The following is a 17,470-nucleotide window of genomic DNA, read 5'->3' on the forward strand; positions in this document are numbered from 1 at the left end:
ACTCCTGCCGCACCAACATTCCCAGCGCCCCGTCCCCGCCTTGCAGTTCTTTCCTACAGGGGACCGCCATGGCGACCACTACCGTATCCGTCTCGTTTGCCAACGGTTTCGTCGGCAATGCCGCACGCACCACCGAAGCCGACCAGGCGTATTACCTGACCAACCTCGGCTGGCGCAACGTCCAGTTCCAGCAATCCACCGACAACGGCCTGTTCGGCGGTTCGCAGGGCAACGACTATTCGGGCACGATCCTGATCACGGATGCGGCCGGCGTGCAGCACCGCATCGACGGTGTCGTCAACTGGCGCGCGCCCAGCGGCAACGTCAGCACGATGGTGTTTTATTCGACCGGCGCCGGCCACACGCTGGCAACGACGAGTAACGGCCCGTACTACATCGACCCGTGGACCGAGGCGAACTCCGACCCGCACTCGTTCATCGGCCTGACGTTCAACGGCCGCAACCTGACGATCAGCGGCGGCTCCGTCACCGGCAATGCGGCGACCACGGGCCTGTTCACGGACCTGAACGCGTACCTGGCGGCGCAACCGCAGCTGCGCGTGGGTGACGCGGTCGTCAACGAAACGGCCGGCACCGCCACGTTCACGGTCACACTGAGCAAGACCAGCACGGACACCGTCACCGTCAAGTACGCGACCGCGGACGGCACCGCCGTCGCCAACAGCGACTACAACGCGACCAGCGGCACATTGACGTTCGCGCCGGGCCAGACCAGCAAGACGATCACCGTGTCCATCCTCGACAATGCGGTCCTCGACGGCACGCGCACCGCGAACATCGTGCTGTCCGACAGTACGTACGCGGCGATCACGGACAACACCGGCGTGCTGACGATCAACGACAACGAAGTCCCGGCCAGCGTGGCCACCGTGGTGGCCGAGGACAGCGTGCACACCGGCGCGAATCCGACGGACAGCGCGGTGGACGAAGGCGGCACGTTCCTGTACACCGTGGTGCTGAGCGGCACCGGAGGAGAGTACGCACTTACCGTGACCGGCAGCGCCGCGCCCGCCGACCTGGGCACGCTGACGTTCTCCGACGGCGTCGCGTGGAAGAACGGCAATCCGGCAACGGGCATCGTCGTCGTGCCGAACGGCGTGGGCAGCTTCAAGGTGACGCTGCCGACCGTCGACGACACGACCATCGAAACGACGGAAACGGCCGTGCTGACCGTCGGCGGCGTCGCCGCGACGGGCACGATCGCCGATAACGACAGCCAGGCTGTCACGGCCGTGACGGCCGAGGACGCGGCCCACACGGGCATGGTGCCCGCGGACGACAGCGTCGTCGAAGGCGGCGCGCTGCTGTACACCGTCACGCTGAACGGCGCCAGTCCGGTGCCCACCGAGTACGCGGTGGCGCTGTCCGGCACGGCCGGCGGGGCGGACCTGGCGACGCTGGCGTTCAGCAACGGTGTCGTCTGGAAGAACGGCGATGCGAACACGGGCATCGTCGTCGTGCCGGCCGGCGTCACGTCGTTCCGCGCGACGTTGACGACGGCGGACGACACGGCGATCGAAAGCACCGAGACGGCCGTGCTGACGGTGGGCGGCGTGGCCGCCACCGGCACGATCACGGACAACGACAGCCAGGCCGTCGTCTCCGTCATCGCCGAGGATGCCGCCCACGCCGGTGCGCTGCCGGTCGACAGTGCCGTGGTCGAAGGCGCGGCGCTGCTGTACACGGTCGCGCTGAACGGCCCGAGCCCCGTACCGGTGGAGTACACACTCACCGTCGGCGGTACCGTCGATGCGGGCGATGTGGGAACGCTGGCGTTCTCCGACGGCGTCGCGTGGAAGAACAGCGATCCGGGCACCGGCATCGTCGTCGTGCCGGCCGGTGTGACGGGCTTCACGATCACGCTGCCGACGCAAGACGACCAGCTCATCGAGACGGCGGAAAGCGCCGTGGTGACGGTGGGCGGCGTGGCCGCGACGGGCACGGTGGCCGACAACGACAGCCGGAGCATCGCGGCCGTCGTCGCCGAGGACGACGCCCATCCGGGCGCGCAACCGCAGGACAACGCCGTCGTCGAGGGGGGCGCGCTGCGTTACACGGTCAGCCTCAGCATGGCCGGCGTGGCCGCCACCGAGTTCGCGCTGGCCGCGACGGGCACGGCGTCCGCGGCCGACCTGGGCGCATTGACGTTCTCGGACGGCGTCGCATGGAAGAATGGCGATCCGAACACGGGCATCGTCGTGGTGCCGGGCGGGATCACCGGTTTCAGGATCACCGTCGCCACCAACGACGACGCGGCCATCGAAGTGGCTGAAACGCTCGTGCTGACCGTCGGCGGCATCGCCGCCACCGGCACGATCACGGACAACGACGTGCCGGCGGTCGCCAGCGTCAAGGCGGCGGACGCCCAACAGCCGAACAGCGGCGTCACTACGGTGACCGAGGGGGGCACGCTGTTGTACACGGTGGCGCTGGACGCGGCCGGCGTTGCGCCGGTCGAGTTCGCGCTGGCCGTGGCCGGCACCGCAACTGCCCAGGACTTGGGCGCCTTCGGTTTCAGCAACGGCGTGGCGTGGAAGAACGGCGATCCGGCCACCGGCATCGTCGTGGTGCCGGCCGGTGTCGCCGCGTTCACCGTCACCGTCGCCACGGTCGACGACACGCTGGTCGAAAGCGCCGAGAGCGTCGTGCTGGCCGTCGGCGGCGTGACCGCAACCGGCACCATCGCCGACAACGACCAGGTGGTACCGCAGCCGCCGACGCCGCCCGTCACCCCGCAGCCGCCGGTGCCACCCGTTGCGCCCACGCTGGAAACGGGCCTGGATCCGGCCTCGGACAACGGCAGCAGCAATTCCGATACCGTCACCAGCGTGATCGCGCCGGAGTTCACCTTGAAAGCCGGTAGCCTGCTGATGGCGGGCGGCAGCGTGCGCCTGCTGTCCCCGGCCGGCGACGTCGTCGGCACGCAGGCCGTGACGGCCGCCGACATCGCCTCGGGCAAGGTCAACGTGGGCGCGGGCATGCTGGACGACGGCGTCTACACGTTCACCGCCCAGGTGCTCGATGCCGGTGGCAACGTCGTCGGCGAGGCGCCCGTGCACGTCACGATCGTCACCGACGTCGACGGCGTGGCACCGTCGGTCGAGCTGGCGGCCAATGGCGGCGACTACAACCATGACGGCGTGCTGGACTGGCAGCAGCACACGGTGGCGCAAATGCCGCTGCTGTCGCTGGCGGACTACCTGGCCGGCAAGGCGGCGCCGGCGTCGTCGTTCGGTGCATTGCTGGCCGGCTCGGTGGTGGGCGGGGGCGACACCGTGCAGCTGACCACCGGCGCGCAGTTGAAGGACCTGTCGCTGTCCGCATTGCCGGCCGCGCTGCCGGAGGAATTGCGCGCCGTGTCGCCCGTGTTCAACTTCACGGTCACGGCGGAAGACGGCGTGGCAAGCCTGCCGGACCTGGACACGGCCCGCGCCGGCCTGCAGACCCGCGTCGTCATCGAACTGGCGCAGGGCGGCGGCCTGGCCAACGACTTCATGAAGTTCGACAAGACGACGGGCACGTGGTTCAGCTTCCTCGACGACCAGAACCTGGCCACGATGGACGACGGCGCCACCCTGGTGGACGTGAACGGCGACGGCCGCACCGATCGTATCGTGCTCACCTTGACGGACGGCGGCAAGGGAGACGAAGATGGGCTCGTCAACGGCACGATCGTCGACCCGGGCCTGCTGGCGTTCGACACGCGGCCGGACGCCCAGGTGTACAGCATCCTGCTGGCCAACGGCGACCGCTATTACACGGCGGACGCCACCGATGCCGCGCACAAGGCGGCCGTGGCCGGCAACGCGTTCGAGGGCGTGGCATTCGATGCGCAACCGGGCGGCCAGCAGATGACGGCGTACTACCAGCCGTTTACGCAGGATTGGACGTATGCGGCGGCTGGCCAGGCATTGCCGTACGCCTGCTACGGTGCTGTTGCCGGCGCGGGCGGTTTCACGGCCGCCGCCGCGGGCAGCGGTGCCGGCACGGACGTGCACCTGTACCAGAACACGCATGGCATGACGCAGCTGTTGACGGTGGCGCAAGCGGCCGAGCTGGGCCTGGCGGCGCAAGGGTATGCGGACCGCGGCGCGAAGTTCTCGGCCACCACGGAACACGCGTTCCACTTCGACGCGGAAGGCTACCTGGTGGCGAACTACGACAACGCGTCCGTGCAGGCCCTGGTGCGGCAGCTGGCATCCGCGTACCAGTCGAGCAGCGCGGCGGGCTTCGTCGATGCCGTTGAGCAGAATTACTTCACGCAGGTGACGACGGTGGGTGTCGCCCATGGCGCGGCAGCCACCGCGGCGGACCTGAACGCGGTGTTCGGCACCGCCTTCACGGCTTAAGCAACCAGACAGGAGGCATATGAAGCACAGGATATCGATGGCCATGCTGGCCGTGGGCACGCTGGCGCTGCATGCGGCCGGCGCCGAGCCCACCCGCTATTGGGGCGTCCATGCGGGCGCCAATACCTTGAAGGATTGGGACGCGCGCGTCGATTTCGGTGCCGGCACACCGTTCGACGGCCGCGCCGACCTGAAACGGGGCGTGCATGGCGGCGTGCAAGTGGGCCATGCGGACGGGCACGGGCGTTACGAGCTCGAGTACGAGCGGGGCAGCCTGCGCTTCGAGCGGCTCACGCTGGGGCCGATCAGCGAAGCCGTGGACGGCCGCGGGCACTACGACGCGGTGTTCGCGAATGCCTACCGTACCGACAGCTTTGGCAACGGCTTTGGCACGTTCGCCGGCGGCGGCATCGGCTGGGGCCGCGTCAAGCTGCCGCAGCTGGGCCTGGCCAGTACGGATTGCCCATGCTTCGGTCCGGCGTCGAAAAGCGGTTTCGCGTGGCAATTGCGCGCCGGCGTCGAATATCGTCCGGCACCGCAATACGCTTTCTCCCTGCAATATACCTGGCTCGGCCTGCCGGCACCGGAACGTAATTCCAGCCCGTCGATCGATTATGACAAGCGCCGTTTTGGTGCATTATCGCTGGGGTATTCCCGCCGCTTCTGACAAGCGCTGCGCCGGTTTTATCGGGGCCGGCGCTTTCGTGCGCCGGAGCTCGTTCAACGGTGTTACGGTGTTCTCAAAGTCGAGGAGCAGACGATGATCCATCATCTCGGTATCGTGGTTAACGATTTCACTCGCAGCGCGGCGTTATATGACGCATGCCTCGCACCGCTGGGTATTCGCCGCACCGAGACCGATATCGATTGGGCCATTTATGCACCCGACGGGGGCCAGCCTTTTTTGTGGCTGGGATCGGAAATTCCGACTTACTGGCGCTCCGGCAATCAAGCCGGCAACGCGCCGCTGCACATCGCATTCATCGCACCGGACCGGGCGGCGGTGGATGCCTTTTATTCCGCCGCGTTGGAACACGGCGCCGAAGATAATGGACCACCGGGCTTGCGCGTCGGTTGGGGACATTTCTACAGCGCTTATATTCTCGACCTGGACGGTAATAATATCGAGGCGACGATCCGGGAGAAATGATGCTGATGGCCTCGGCAGTTCCGGACTGACTGCCGCTTAGCACAGGCGGGGGCGCACCAGGGGGGCGGCGCCGCCGTCACGCGGATCGAAGCCCGTTGTGGGGCACGGCCTGGCCGTGCCCCTTTTTTTTTGACCTGGCGCGGCATGCCGCGACAGTTGGCGCCTACTTACCCCGAACGCTTGTCACGGATATGCCGCTGCACGGAGCGATGCACCACTTTCCACTTCGCCCGCTCGGCGATCTTTTCCAGCGGCGTGCGCTCGCCGCGCCGGGCATCGCGCAGCAGTTTATGGTAATTCGCCAGCCGGTCCGGATCGATTTCCCGCCGGACTGCGCAGCCCGGTTCCAATTCATGCCGACAATTACGAAACTGGCAATGTTCGGCCAGTGCCGCGATATCGTCGAACGTGGCGGACAGGGTTTTCTCGTCCGCGTCCGGCCGCCACGTCCTTAAACCCGGCGTATCGACGATGCAGGCGCCGCCGGCGCATTGGTGCAGCGAGCGCACCGTGGTCGTATGTTTTCCCCGGCCATCGCCGCTGCGCACGCCGCCGGTTTCCTGGCCGGCCCCGGCCAGGGTATTGGTCAACGTGGATTTGCCGGTGCCCGACGCACCCAGCAGGCATAAAGTCTGGCCCGGTTGCAGCCACGGCGCCAAAGCGATAGCGGCATCCGCAATCAATGCGTTCAGCGCCAGGACCGGTATGCCGGGCGGTAATCGGCTGTGGACCTCGGCCAGCCGTGCGGCGACGTCGGCCGCGATATCGGCTTTCGTCAGCACGACGACGGGGGCGATATCGGCGCTGCGCACGACGGCAATATAGCGCTCGAGCCGGCGGATATTGAAATCGAGGTCCAGGCCCATCACGAGCAAGGCCGTGTCGATATTGCTGGCCAGGACCTGGCGGCGGCCGTCGTTGGCGCGGCGGGCGATCTGCGTCAGCGGTTCGGCGCGCTGTGCGATCCACATCTCGTCGCCACGCGCGTCGACGGCGACCCAGTCGCCGACGGCCAGCATGTCGTCGCCGCCGGCCAGTTCAGCCAGCAGCCGGGGCAGGGCGCGTGCCTGCCGCGCCGCCAAGCCGTCGTGCACGGTGACCCATTCGCCCTGGATCGCAGCGATGCGCATGGGTAGGAGCGCGGCGGCGCCGGGCAGCAGCGCCAGGCGTGCTGCGGCGGGGTTGTTCAATCCGATGGTCCGCAGTGAATCGAAAGCGGAAGCGGTGTTTTGCATGATGGTGTTCCCAATGATCGTAACGCCCGCGCGTGCGGGCACAGGCCGCCGCGTGGCGGCAGCGTCGAAGGCTGGGGAAGTCGGCGCTTGCGCGCCGGGGAACACCGGGAATAAAGGAAGCGAAAGGTGCCCGCGGGCGTCAGGCGGCCGACAGGAGGGCAATATCCGTGGTCTGCATGGTCGTCTCCTGTATCGGTTGTTGGGATGGCAAGTGTCTCACCGCGTGGCGCTTTCGTCAACGCCGCGTTGCAGCGAGCGTACGGTGCACGTGCGCGGAGCCAGCGCTTCACGCAGTACGTCCAGCGCACGTTGCGGGGCTGCGGCGCCGCACATGAAGATGTCGACGGCCGCAAAGCCGTGCTCCGGCCACGTGTGCACCGAAATGTGAGATTCGGCCAGCAGCACGACGCCGGTGACACCGAGGCCCGGCCCGAATGGATGGAAGTGGCTGTGCACGATGCGTGCGCCGGCCGCCAGTGCCGCATCGCGCAGCAGCGCTTCGATGCGTCCGCAATCGGCCAGCAGCGCTGGGGCGATGCCGGACAGGTCGGCCAGCAGGTGGGTGCCCGCGGCGCGATGGGGCGTCGTCACTTGTGGCCTCCGCCGCCGCTCCAGCTGCCGCCACCCGTGTTGGACGACCACGTGGAGCCGCGGCCACCCGAGCTGTAACCGCGCGAGCCGCCACCCATATTGCTCCAGCTGAGCACCGTCGAGAACAGGACGACCGCCAGGCCGTACATCCAGAACTTCTTCATTCGCTATCGTTGTTATCGAGGAAGGTGGCAGGCAGGTACAGCGCGAGCCCGCCCAGCACGACAAAGGCAAACGTGCTGGAAAAATTGGCGATCAGCGGAATCGCGTTCAACACCACGAGCAGGATGATCATCATCTTCGCGGCGCCGCGGTAGCGTGAGCCGATGCGCAGCCCGCCCTTCGCCAGCGGCGCCGCAACCGCGCCGAACACCGTCGGGAACCATGCGCGCAGCTGGTCGTAGGCCACTTTGGTCGACCGCGACCACGTCAGTTCGTGCGCGGTGCGCTCCGCCGCCAGCGTCGTCGTGCCCAACTCGAACTCCTCCACTTGCGTCACGTCGCCCACCTGCACGCGCCAGTTGAAGGCACCCGCGGCAAACGTCACCCGCGCCGGATAGTCGTACAGCTTGCGATACGAGGAGCCGCCGGCCACCACACGGTCGCCGCGCAGCGCCGGCCAGTCGTCCAGCACGTCGGCGCGCTGCCAGCCGTCGCCTGTTTCGACGAGCCACGTGAAGCCCGCGCGCGGGCCATACAGCAGGTACTCGGTCCAGCTTTCGCCTTCGTCGTCCGCGCGCCGCATCACGCCGAGCACCGTCAGCTTCTGGTTGCCCAGCGTGCCCTCGGCACCCAGCGGCAGCGTGGTGCGCACGGCCGCCACCCGCTCGCCGGCGCGCAGCACTTCCACCTTCGGGCTGGCCGCATCCAGCTGCGCGCTGCACGACGGGCACACGAGGTTGGCCGTCATGCCCGGCAGGTACGCGATCGCGCTGCCGCAGGATGGGCAGTCCAGCGCGCCCACCTTGCCGCGCAACTTGCCGGCGGTGCGCAGGATCTCGTCGTCGTCGCGCAGCAACTGCGGCTTCAACGCGTCGAGCGCCACCGCGGCGCCCGCGTAGACGAGCGGCGCACCGTCATCGGAGTAATCCAGCGTGACGAAGCGGTTGCCGGTGCGCAGATCGGCGACCCGCGCTTCCCAGCCGGCGCCCACCTTGAACGGCAGTTCGCCCTGGCCGCCGGTACAGCGGGCGGTGCGCACGTCGGATGCGATCCATGCCTCGCCCGCCACCACGTAGCGCTGTCCGGGAACGAGCGCGTCGAACGCCGGCAGCGTCGAACTGGCATCGAGCAAGGTGGTGATCGTGTACTGGCCGGACGCATCGCCCAGCCAGCCGGCCGCGCCGTCGTCGAACAGCAGGTACCACTCGTTCCAGAAGCCGGCGTCGTAGCGCAGCTGCAGGCGGCCGATCACGGTGAACGGGCGGTCGCCCCACGTGCCGGAGGTGCCCAGCTGGATCGGCGAGTAATCCTCCAGCGCCTCGGCGACCTTGCCGAGATCGCGCACGCTGTCGGCATCGCGCAGCACGCCGGTGCGGCAGAACTCGCACACGGCCATCACGGCCGCGTGCGAGCGGAAGCGCACCTCGGCGCCGCAGCCGGGACAGGAAACGGTCAGCAAGGCGTCAGCCGATCAGCTTTTTCAGCAGCTCGGCCTTGGTGCTGTCGTAATCGGCGGCCGAGATCAGGCCCTTGTCCAGCAAGCCTTTCAGCTTCGTCAGCCGGGCTTCGATCGACTCCTCGGCCGCCGCTGCCGGTGCCATCGCTTGCGGCGCGGCCGGCGCCAGCGATGCGCCGACGGCCTGGCCCATCGCCTGGCCGATCGTCACGCCGGCGCCCAGGCCGGCGCCGATGCCGGCGATGCCGCCTTCGTTCTGCGCCGCCAGCGGAATGGCCGTCGCGGTCTGGTAGCGCGTGAAGCCGGCCATCTTGTCGGCCGACAGGCCGCCCTTCATGCCGGCCGAGATGCGCTCGTCCAGCGCCGCCTGCAGTTCCTCGGGCAGGCTGACGGAGGCCACGTTGAATTCATCGAGGCCGATGCCGTAGCGCGCGAACGCGTCTGCCAGGTCGCCCTTGATCTCCTGCGCCATCAGCGCCTGGTTCGCGGCCATGTCCAGGAACGCCACGTTCGCGCCGCCCAGCGAGCTGGCCATCGTCGCCAGCATGATGCCGCGCAGCTGGTCCTCGACCTGGTCGCGGGTGTACGTGTCGCGCGTGCCGCTGATCTCCGTGAAGAACTTGCGGGCATCCGTCACGCGGTACGAATACATGCCGAAGGCGCGCACGCGGATCATGTCGAAGTCCTTGTCGCGGATCGTGATCGGCTGCGGCGTGCCCCACTTGCGGCCCGTCTGCACGCGGGTGCTGAAGAAGTAGACGTCCGACTTGAACGGCGAGTCGAACAGCTTGTCCCAGTTCTTCAGGTTCGTCAGCACGGGCAAGGTCTGCGTCGTCAGCTTGTGCGTGCCGGGGCCGAACACGTCGGCGATCTGGCCTTCGTTGACGAAGACGGCGACCTGCGATTCGCGCACCACGAGCACGCCGCCGTTCTGGATCTCGAAGTCCTGCATCGGATAGCGCCATGCCAGCACGCCTTCCTCGTCCTCGTTCCATTGCAGGACGTCGATGAACTGTTTCTTGATGAAGCTGCCGATACCCATACAGGACCTCTCTTCAGGAAATGCAGGCGGCGTTGATGCCGCCGATGGACAGGGAAATCGTGCCGAGCAGCGCGCCGAATGCGCTGTTGCCCGCCTCGATCTGGTCTTTCGCCATTTTCAGTGCGCGCGTCGTCACCGCGTAGGCCAGTGCCTGCACGACCATCGCGCCGAAGGCCCAGGCAAAGAACTCCTGGTAGTTCGGCGTGTGCAGGAGGCCCGAGGCGATGGTCAGCGAGAAGCCCAGCAGCGCACCGCCCAGCGACAGCGCGGCGGCGTGGTTGCCCTGCCGGATCAGCAGCACTTCGTCATAGGGAGTCATCCACGTGTAGGCCTTGAAGAACACGGCCAGCAGCGCGGCGGCGATGCACAGGTGGATCAGGTAGTTGGCGACTGCGAACATGGTCTATAGTAGCAATCTTGCAGATAAACAAATAATAATCCAGTCACGGGCCAATGACCAAAAAGATTCTGATCCTGTCCGTGTTCGTCGTCGCCTCGTGCGGGCTCGCTTATGAGTTGATCGCCGGCGCGCTGTCCAGCTACCTGCTGGGCGATTCGGTACTTCAATTCTCCACCATTATCGGTTGCTACCTGTTCGCGATGGGCGTCGGCGCCCACCTGTCGAAATACGTGAAGGACGAGCACGTGCTGGCGCGCTTCGTCGACATCGAGCTGGCGATCGGCCTGATCGGCGGCGTCTCGGCAGCACTGCTGTTCACCACGTTCTCGTGGATGGCCGCGCCTTTCCGGCTGCTGCTGTACGTGCTGGTGTTCATGGTCGGCACGCTGGTCGGCATGGAAGTGCCGCTCGTGATGCGCGCGCTGAACGCGCGGCAGACGGAGTTCGCCGAGATCGTCAGCCGCGTGCTGACGTTCGACTACCTGGGCGCGCTGGCCGTGTCGCTGCTGTTCCCCCTCGTGCTCGCGCCGTATCTTGGCCTGGTGCGCACCGGCTACCTGTTCGGCATGCTCAACATCGGCGTCGCGCTGTGGACGATTTATGTGTTCCGCGCCGAGCTCACGAACCTTACCGGCCGCACCTTGCGCGCTTGCGGCGTGCTGCTGGCGCTGGCGTTCGGTTTCGCCAGCGCGGACCGGCTGACGCACTTCGGCGAGCATGCGCTGTTCGGCGACGAGATCGTCTACGCCACCAGTACGCCGTACCAGCGCCTCGTCATCACGCGCTGGAAGGACGACCTGCGGCTGTACATCAACGGCAACCTGCAATTTTCTTCGCGCGACGAATACCGGTACCACGAGGCGCTCGTCCACCCCGCGCTGGAACGGCTGCCGTGGGCGAAGCGCGTGCTGGTGCTGGGCGGCGGCGATGGCCTGGCGCTGCGCGAGATCCTGCGTTACAAGAACGTCGAACACGTGACGCTCGTCGACCTGGATCCGGCGATGACGGCCGCGTTCAAGACGCGCGCCGAGCTGGCGGCGCTGAACCACGGTTCGCTGTCCGATCCGCGCGTGACGGTGGTGAACGCGGATGCGGCGATCTGGCTGGAGCACTCGGATGCGATGTTCGACGCGGTGATCGTCGATTTCCCCGACCCGTCCAGCTTCGCCCTTGGCAAGCTGTATTCGGTGCCGTTCTACGGCATGGTCAAGCATCACCTGGCCGCCAACGGCCTCGTGGTGGTGCAATCGACATCGCCGTTCTTCGCGCCGCACGCGTTCTGGACGATCGATGCGACGTTGCGTGAAGTGGGCTTGCGCACTTACCCGTATCATGCGTACGTGCCGTCGTTCGGCGAGTGGGGCTTCATTCTTGCTACCCCGCAGGGCCGCTACGAGCCGCCGGCATCGTATCGGCTGCCGATGCGCTTCTTGAACGGCACGGTGACGGCGGCGATGTTCAGCTTCCCGCCGGACATGCGGCCGCTGGCGATGGCGCCGAACCGCCTGGACTCGCAGTCGCTGGTGCACGAGTTCGAGCAGGACTGGCACCGCACGATACGCTGAAGGAGTCGACATGGAACGCCGTTCCTTCCTGCGCTGGAGTGCCGCGATCGGCGCGGCAGGTGCCGCCGCTGCCGCCGGCATTGCCGGTTACGCGCGCTGGCGCGAGATCGCGCCAGCACTGCACGATCCGGGCCGCGCGGAAGGCCACTTCCTGCGCGACCGCCATGCACTGCCACGCCCGACGGAGGAGGTGGCGGCGGACGTCGTGGTGCTCGGCTCCGGCATCGCCGGGCTGACCGCGGCATGGAAGCTGAAGCGGGAAGGCATCGAGGACGTGCTGCTGGTCGAGGGGCCGGAAACCTTCGGCAACGCGGCCGGCGGGCGGTATGGCGACCTTGCGTACCCGACCGGCGCGCACTATCTGCCGATCCCGCCGCAGGAGTGCCTGCACGTGCGGCACCTGCTGTACGACCTGGGCGTCATCCGCCGCGACCCGTTCGGCCCCAAGCCGGAATACGACGAACGGCTGCTGCTGCACGCGCCGCACGAGCGCCTGCTGTACCAGGGCCACTGGCACGAAGGCATCCTGCCGCGCGCCGGCGTGCCCGCGCAGGAACAGGCCGAGCATGCGCGCTTCTTCGCCGAGACGGAGAAGCTGCGCACCCAGCGCGGCGCGGACCGCCGCAAGGTGTTCACGCTGCCCGCGGCGCACGCGTCCACCGACCCAGCCTGGCGCCAGCTCGACACGATCACGTTCAAGGCCTGGCTGGACAAGAACGGCTACCGTGCGCCCACCCTGCTGTGGTACCTCGATTACTGCTGCCGCGACGACTATGGCACCGGCATCGACCGCGTGTCGGCGTGGGCCGGCCTGCATTACTTCTGCGCGCGTGGCGGCGAGGCGGCCAACGCGGACAACGGCGCGTGGCTGACGTGGCCGGGCGGCCTGCAACCGCTGGCCACGCGCCTCGCCGAACGGGCCGGCGCGCGCCGCATCCCGGGCACCGTCGCCAGCGTAAAGCAGGCGGGCAAGGGCGTCGAAGCGCTGTGCTTCACGCTGGAAGGCGGCAAGCCGCGCACGTACCTGGTGCGGGCCCGCAAGGCGATCTGCGCGATGCCGCTGTTCGTGGCCAGCCGCGTCGTCGAGAACATCGTGCAGTATGGCTTCGACCCCGCCCGGCACATGCCGGCGTACGCACCGTGGCTCGTGACGAATTTTCTGCTGGACCGGTTTCCCGACGAGCTGCCGGAAGCGCCGCTGTCGTGGGACAACGTGGTGCACGGCACGCAGGGCCTGGGCTACGTGGTGTCGACGCATCAGGACATCCGCCAGGCCCCGCCGCCGCGCACCGTGTTCACGAGCTACGTCGCGCTGGCGGACCGCGACGCGCTGGCCGCGCGGCGCTGGATGCAGGGTGCATCGGCCGAGGAGTTGCTGGCGCGGGCGCTGGAAGACCTGCGCGCCGCGTACGGCCGCGCGTTCGACGATTGCGTGGTGCGCGCCGACATCACGCTGCGCGCGCATGCGATGGCGGCGCCGCTGCCGGGGTTCCTGTCCAACCAGGGTGTGCAGGCATTGCGCGACGTGGATGGGCCGATCCTGTTTGCCCACGCGGACCTGTCCGGTTTTTCCGTATTCGAGGAGGCGTCGTGGTGGGGATGGCAGGCGGCACGGGCGGCGTTGGGCTGATGCTGCCCGCCGTCCTTCCCGTGCTGCGCGGCGCCGCACTGGCGTTGCGGCCGATGGAGGATGGCGATGCCGCCGCGCTGTTCGCGATCTATGGCGACGCGCTCGTGATGCGCTACACGGATGAGGAGCCGTTTCCCGACCTGGCCACGGTCGGCGTGATGCTGGCGAGCGTGCGCCGGCTGCTGGCCAGCGGCGAGTCGCTGGAATGGGCGATCGTGCGGACCGACGGCGGGGACGTGATCGGAACGTGCGGGTTGCACAGCTTCGATGCGCCGGCACGGTCCGCGCAGGTCGGTTGCCTGTTGCGGCGTTCCGCATGGGGGCACGGCCATATGTACGAAGCGCTCCGTTTGCTGGCGACGTGTGCGTCGGGCGAATTGGGGCTGCACCGGTTGCTGGCCGATGTCGATCCGCACAATGAACGGGCGCTGCGGATGTCCGAGCGGCTGGGGTACCGTCGGGATGACGGGGGATTGCTGGGGATCTGGTTGGATCGGGAGCAGCGGCAATAGATGAGCTCGGGCGCCTTGATATTGCCGGGATAAAATAAATACCGTATCCGGCAAAAACACGGCAACAAAAATAAATCCGAAATGCTTAGGTGGATTCGCGAAACTGCGGTATCGTTTGTCTCGCACTACATCAAGTCGCAGTTTTGTTGGCCTCTTTCCCGTCTCGCCGAATCGGCGGTCCTGTTTGATCTCCTTCTTTACCCCTGCTTGGTCGGACGTGCATCCGGGCGCTTTTGCCCACGCAACTTCTAAGGATTAAACATGACTACTCAAACCGGCACCGTAAAATGGTTCAACGATTCCAAGGGCTTCGGCTTCATCACCCCTGACGGCGGTGGTGCCGACCTGTTCGCGCACTTCCAGGACATTCAATCGACCGGCTTCAAGAGCCTGGCGGAAAACCAGCGCGTCTCGTTCGAACGTTCGACCGGGCCGAAAGGCGAGAAGGCCGGCAATATTCGCGCGATCTGATCGTCGCAACGAATAACGGCCTGTCCCGCGCCATCGCGCGGGCGCCGCTGTCGCAATGAATGGCCCGCCTTGGCGGGCTATTGTTTTTCCGGCGTTCGAATTCGCGGCGATAATGGCACCGACGTCCATTGTTGGGCTGATGAATCGCACCGGCGAATAACAAGGAGAGCGACATGAGTGATACCGAACGCGACGAGATGGAAATCGCCGCCTGCGCGCTGGAAGCGCTGTATGCGGAAATGCATGCCGATCTGGGCACGCTGGACGGCCAGATCGACAGCTGGTCCGCCGACGCGGTAGATACCGCCGAGCTGGCCGAGCTGCATACCGCCCGGACCGCGCTGCACAGCGGGATGGCGAGCATCCAGGAGGTGCTGGGCTGGTTGCTGTGGGTCGATCCGGACGCCGCACCGACCGTGCGCCCGCCGCCGCTGCTGCGTGGCGCGGCGATTCACTGAGGTCTCGCCGGCGTGCCGGCGCACCGGTGTTCGCGGGGCCGTGGCCCCGAGAACGCGGCGGCCGAGGAGGTGGCACTTGACGACTCCGATGCCGCCATAGAGGGCGTTTTATCTTTTATAAGCGATTATCTATGATGGTTCCGCTGAGCCGTGGCTGTCATAGATAAAGGTTTATATAGGATAAGCATCTATCTATGATGGTCCGTGATATGATCACTTGACCGTCGATAGCGTCCTCATCATGCCGAAAAAGCTGTTCCCCACTCAAGCCACGCCCACGCTGGTGCAAGAGCGCCTGACCGCATGGGGGCGCTGCGTTCGCAACGAACGCCTGCGGCAGCGCATCACGGGCGCCGATTTGTGCGCGCGCATTGGCATTTCGGAGGCGACATTGCGGCGCGTGGAACGCGGCGATCCTGGCGCTGCGGCAGGAACCTATCTGACCGCGTTGCTGGCGCTGGGCGTTTTCGACGAGGTTGCTCCGCCGCTTCGCGAGTCGCTCGCCGCCGCGGTCCCGCAACGCCGGGTGCGGCTCAGCCGGGAAGAACGGGGTAGCGATGATTACTTCTAAACCACTGTACGTGTACTTGCAGCGGCCGGACAACGGCGAGTGGATCACTGTTGGCCGCTACCAGAAGAGTGGGGATGGGGCTGGCGGCAGGTTCCGCTACGCGCCCAGTTATGCCGAAACGGGGCTAGGCTGGTCGATCGATCCCGTCAACCTGCCATTCGATCCGGAAATCGAGTGGACGGCGCCGCGCTATGACGGGTTGCACGACGTGCTCCGCGACGCATGTCCCGACGCTTGGGGCCAGGCGCTGCTGCGCCGCGCGCACAACCTGCCGGACGATACGCCGATGCTGCGTTATCTCCTGCTGTCCGGGAATGCCGATCGATGGGGGGCGCTGGCCGTCGGCGCTTTCCGCAAGCCGTCGGTCGCCGAGTTGGCAAGTCCCAAGCTGCCCCGGCTGCCGGCCCTTGTCGAAGAACTGGCCGCGCTGAGCGAGCACCGGCCGCCCGTCGACTCAGCATTGCGAAAGCGGCTGGTACAGACGGCCAGTGTCGGCGGTGCCCGTCCGAAAGCCACGGTGCAGGATGAACTGGGCCAGTACTGGATCGTGAAGCCGCAAGTGGCCACCGACGCGGCGGACATTCCGCGGCTCGAACACATGGCGCAGCAATGGGGCGCCGCCAGTGGCCTCCACTTCGCCGCTACTGTCTTCCACCCCGGCGCCGCTGGCCGGAGCGCGATCCGCGTGCTGCGCTTCGATCGCAGGGATGATCGGCGCCTCATGTGCGTCAGCGCGGCATCGCTGCTGCGAGCGGAGTATCCGGGCGGGGCGGGCGAGCTCGACCGCTGGAGCTACCCGCGCCTTGCCGAGGAGCTGCGCCTGATCGGTGCGCCGATCGACGACTGCCGTGAACTGTTCGGCCGCATGCTCTTCAACGCCCTGTGCGGCAACGACGACGATCATGTGCGCAACCATGCGATTGTCTATTCCCACGAGGAGCAGCGGTGGAGGCTCGCGCCGGCCTACGACGTCGTGCCCAACCCGGTCGAGACGCCGCGCACGCTGGCGCTGCAGTTGTCGGCCGGCCGCTTCGATATCTGCCGCGTGGCCGCATTGGCCGATGCGTTGCGCTTCGGTTTCGCCAGTTTGAAGGAAGCGGAGGACTATCTCGACGCGCTGCTCATCCGTGTGGAACGGGCCTTCGAACAAGTCGCCCATCTGCTCGACCCGGCTTGGCAGCAACTGTTGCGCGACCGCTTGCGCGCCAACACGAAGGCGCTCGGCGCGCTTCTCTAGTCCGCGCTCGCCTTCATCGCCGCATCCAGCTCCAGCATCGCCTGCACGGCCGGATCCAAGGCCGGCGTCACCGCGCCCTCGACCCCCACCTTCCCGAAGATCACGTCGATCGGCACGAAGCCGCGCGCCTTGCGGTCGTACAGCCCCGCCAGCACGAGCGCGCGGGTGGCGACGACGTCGCCCTCGGCCAGGATGCGCTGCTCGAACACGACGCGGTTTTCCGTCCACGAAGCGATGCGCGTCTCCAGCACGAAGGACTGGAACAGCTTCAATTCGCGGCGAAAGCGGATCGCGCCGCCGCCGACGATCGGCGTCCACTTATGCTTCAGCACCGCTTTCAGTAGGCCCATGCGGATCATCATGTCGGTGCGGCCCAGGTCGAACATCGTCCAGTAGCGGCCGTTGTTGACGTGGCCGTTCGTGTCGAGGTCGTTGAACCACACGCGGAAGTTCAGGCGCGACACGCCGTGCGGCGCGGCGATGCGCGGGCGGAAGGGCGTGATGATCAACAGCAGGAGCAGGCGGAACCACAGATTCATCGAGTATCGATCCAGCGAAAAAAAGAACGGTCATGCTGAACCATAACGGCCGTCTTGGCAAGGGCTCGTCAGCGCGGCACG

Annotated in this window: 17 protein-coding genes; 10 read left to right on the forward strand and 7 right to left on the reverse strand. The window is 67.1% G+C overall.

The features are described 5' to 3' along the window. The first annotated feature begins 68 nt into the window (after positions 1 to 68). From IP92_RS30715 to IP92_RS16510, 3 genes are all read left to right on the forward strand, one after another. Positions 69 to 4,370: a beta strand repeat-containing protein gene (locus IP92_RS30715; protein ID WP_145876918.1), complete on the forward strand. Its 4,302-nt coding sequence runs from the start codon at positions 69 to 71 to the stop codon at positions 4,368 to 4,370. A 19-nt stretch (positions 4,371 to 4,389) separates the two neighbouring features. Then, positions 4,390 to 5,037, forward strand: a complete 648-nt coding sequence (locus IP92_RS16505; protein WP_145876920.1) for an outer membrane protein — start codon at positions 4,390 to 4,392, stop codon at positions 5,035 to 5,037. A 93-nt stretch (positions 5,038 to 5,130) separates the two neighbouring features. Continuing rightward, positions 5,131 to 5,520: a VOC family protein gene (locus tag IP92_RS16510; RefSeq protein WP_145876922.1), complete on the forward strand. Its 390-nt coding sequence runs from the start codon at positions 5,131 to 5,133 to the stop codon at positions 5,518 to 5,520. A 167-nt stretch (positions 5,521 to 5,687) separates the two neighbouring features. On the opposite strand, the gene rsgA is transcribed toward IP92_RS16510, so the two are convergent. The 6 genes from rsgA to IP92_RS16535 form a co-directional block, all read right to left on the reverse strand. Beyond that, a complete protein-coding gene (gene rsgA / locus IP92_RS16515) occupies positions 5,688 to 6,710 on the reverse strand; it encodes a ribosome small subunit-dependent GTPase A (RefSeq protein ID WP_229418822.1) in 1,023 nt (340 codons plus the stop codon). A 261-nt stretch (positions 6,711 to 6,971) separates the two neighbouring features. Further along, on the reverse strand, positions 6,972 to 7,346 hold the full coding sequence (gene speD, locus IP92_RS16520; RefSeq protein ID WP_145876924.1) for an adenosylmethionine decarboxylase: 375 nt from the start codon (positions 7,344 to 7,346) through the stop codon (positions 6,972 to 6,974). Next, positions 7,343 to 7,510 (reverse strand): hypothetical protein, encoded by a 168-nt coding sequence (locus IP92_RS30230; protein WP_199271785.1) that lies wholly within the window; start codon positions 7,508 to 7,510, stop codon positions 7,343 to 7,345. The genes speD and IP92_RS30230 overlap by 4 nt, the downstream gene beginning before the upstream one ends. Beyond that, a complete protein-coding gene (locus IP92_RS16525; protein WP_145876926.1) occupies positions 7,507 to 8,967 on the reverse strand; it encodes a DUF4178 domain-containing protein in 1,461 nt (486 codons plus the stop codon). Before IP92_RS16525 ends, IP92_RS30230 begins: the two co-directional genes overlap by 4 nt. A gap of 4 nt (positions 8,968 to 8,971) precedes the next feature. After that, complete coding sequence (locus tag IP92_RS16530; protein WP_145876927.1) at positions 8,972 to 10,006, reverse strand: SPFH domain-containing protein; 1,035 nt, start codon at positions 10,004 to 10,006, stop codon at positions 8,972 to 8,974. A gap of 13 nt (positions 10,007 to 10,019) precedes the next feature. After that, positions 10,020 to 10,406 carry a DUF350 domain-containing protein gene (locus IP92_RS16535; protein ID WP_145876929.1) on the reverse strand — a complete coding sequence of 129 codons (387 nt, stop codon included), beginning with the start codon at positions 10,404 to 10,406 and terminating at the stop codon, positions 10,020 to 10,022. Positions 10,407 to 10,459: 53 nt separating this feature from the next. Here IP92_RS16535 and IP92_RS16540 point away from each other — a divergent pair, with 53 nt between their 5' ends. From IP92_RS16540 to IP92_RS16570, 7 genes are all read left to right on the forward strand, one after another. Beyond that, positions 10,460 to 11,971, forward strand: a complete 1,512-nt coding sequence (locus IP92_RS16540; RefSeq protein ID WP_145876931.1) for a polyamine aminopropyltransferase — start codon at positions 10,460 to 10,462, stop codon at positions 11,969 to 11,971. Positions 11,972 to 11,981: 10 nt separating this feature from the next. Further along, positions 11,982 to 13,601: an FAD-dependent oxidoreductase gene (locus IP92_RS16545; RefSeq protein ID WP_145876933.1), complete on the forward strand. Its 1,620-nt coding sequence runs from the start codon at positions 11,982 to 11,984 to the stop codon at positions 13,599 to 13,601. Continuing rightward, positions 13,601 to 14,113, forward strand: coding sequence for a GNAT family N-acetyltransferase (locus IP92_RS16550; RefSeq protein ID WP_199271786.1), 513 nt, complete (start codon positions 13,601 to 13,603; stop codon positions 14,111 to 14,113). Before IP92_RS16545 ends, IP92_RS16550 begins: the two co-directional genes overlap by 1 nt. A gap of 261 nt (positions 14,114 to 14,374) precedes the next feature. Further along, a complete protein-coding gene (locus tag IP92_RS16555; protein ID WP_145876934.1) occupies positions 14,375 to 14,584 on the forward strand; it encodes a cold-shock protein in 210 nt (69 codons plus the stop codon). Positions 14,585 to 14,757: 173 nt separating this feature from the next. Further along, positions 14,758 to 15,042, forward strand: a complete 285-nt coding sequence (locus tag IP92_RS16560) for a hypothetical protein (RefSeq protein WP_145876936.1) — start codon at positions 14,758 to 14,760, stop codon at positions 15,040 to 15,042. A 217-nt stretch (positions 15,043 to 15,259) separates the two neighbouring features. After that, positions 15,260 to 15,613 (forward strand): helix-turn-helix domain-containing protein, encoded by a 354-nt coding sequence (locus IP92_RS16565; RefSeq protein WP_145876938.1) that lies wholly within the window; start codon positions 15,260 to 15,262, stop codon positions 15,611 to 15,613. Then, entirely contained in the window at positions 15,600 to 16,850 is a 1,251-nt protein-coding gene (locus IP92_RS16570; protein WP_145876940.1) for a type II toxin-antitoxin system HipA family toxin, read from the forward strand. Before IP92_RS16565 ends, IP92_RS16570 begins: the two co-directional genes overlap by 14 nt. Here the strand turns inward: IP92_RS16570 and IP92_RS16575 are convergent. After that, positions 16,847 to 17,389, reverse strand: a complete 543-nt coding sequence (locus IP92_RS16575; protein ID WP_145876942.1) for an acyl-CoA thioesterase — start codon at positions 17,387 to 17,389, stop codon at positions 16,847 to 16,849. The genes IP92_RS16570 and IP92_RS16575 overlap by 4 nt on opposite strands. Positions 17,390 to 17,470 lie beyond the last annotated feature (81 nt).

Source organism: Pseudoduganella flava, from assembly GCF_007830495.1.
Classification (GTDB): domain Bacteria; phylum Pseudomonadota; class Gammaproteobacteria; order Burkholderiales; family Burkholderiaceae_D; genus Rugamonas; species Rugamonas flava.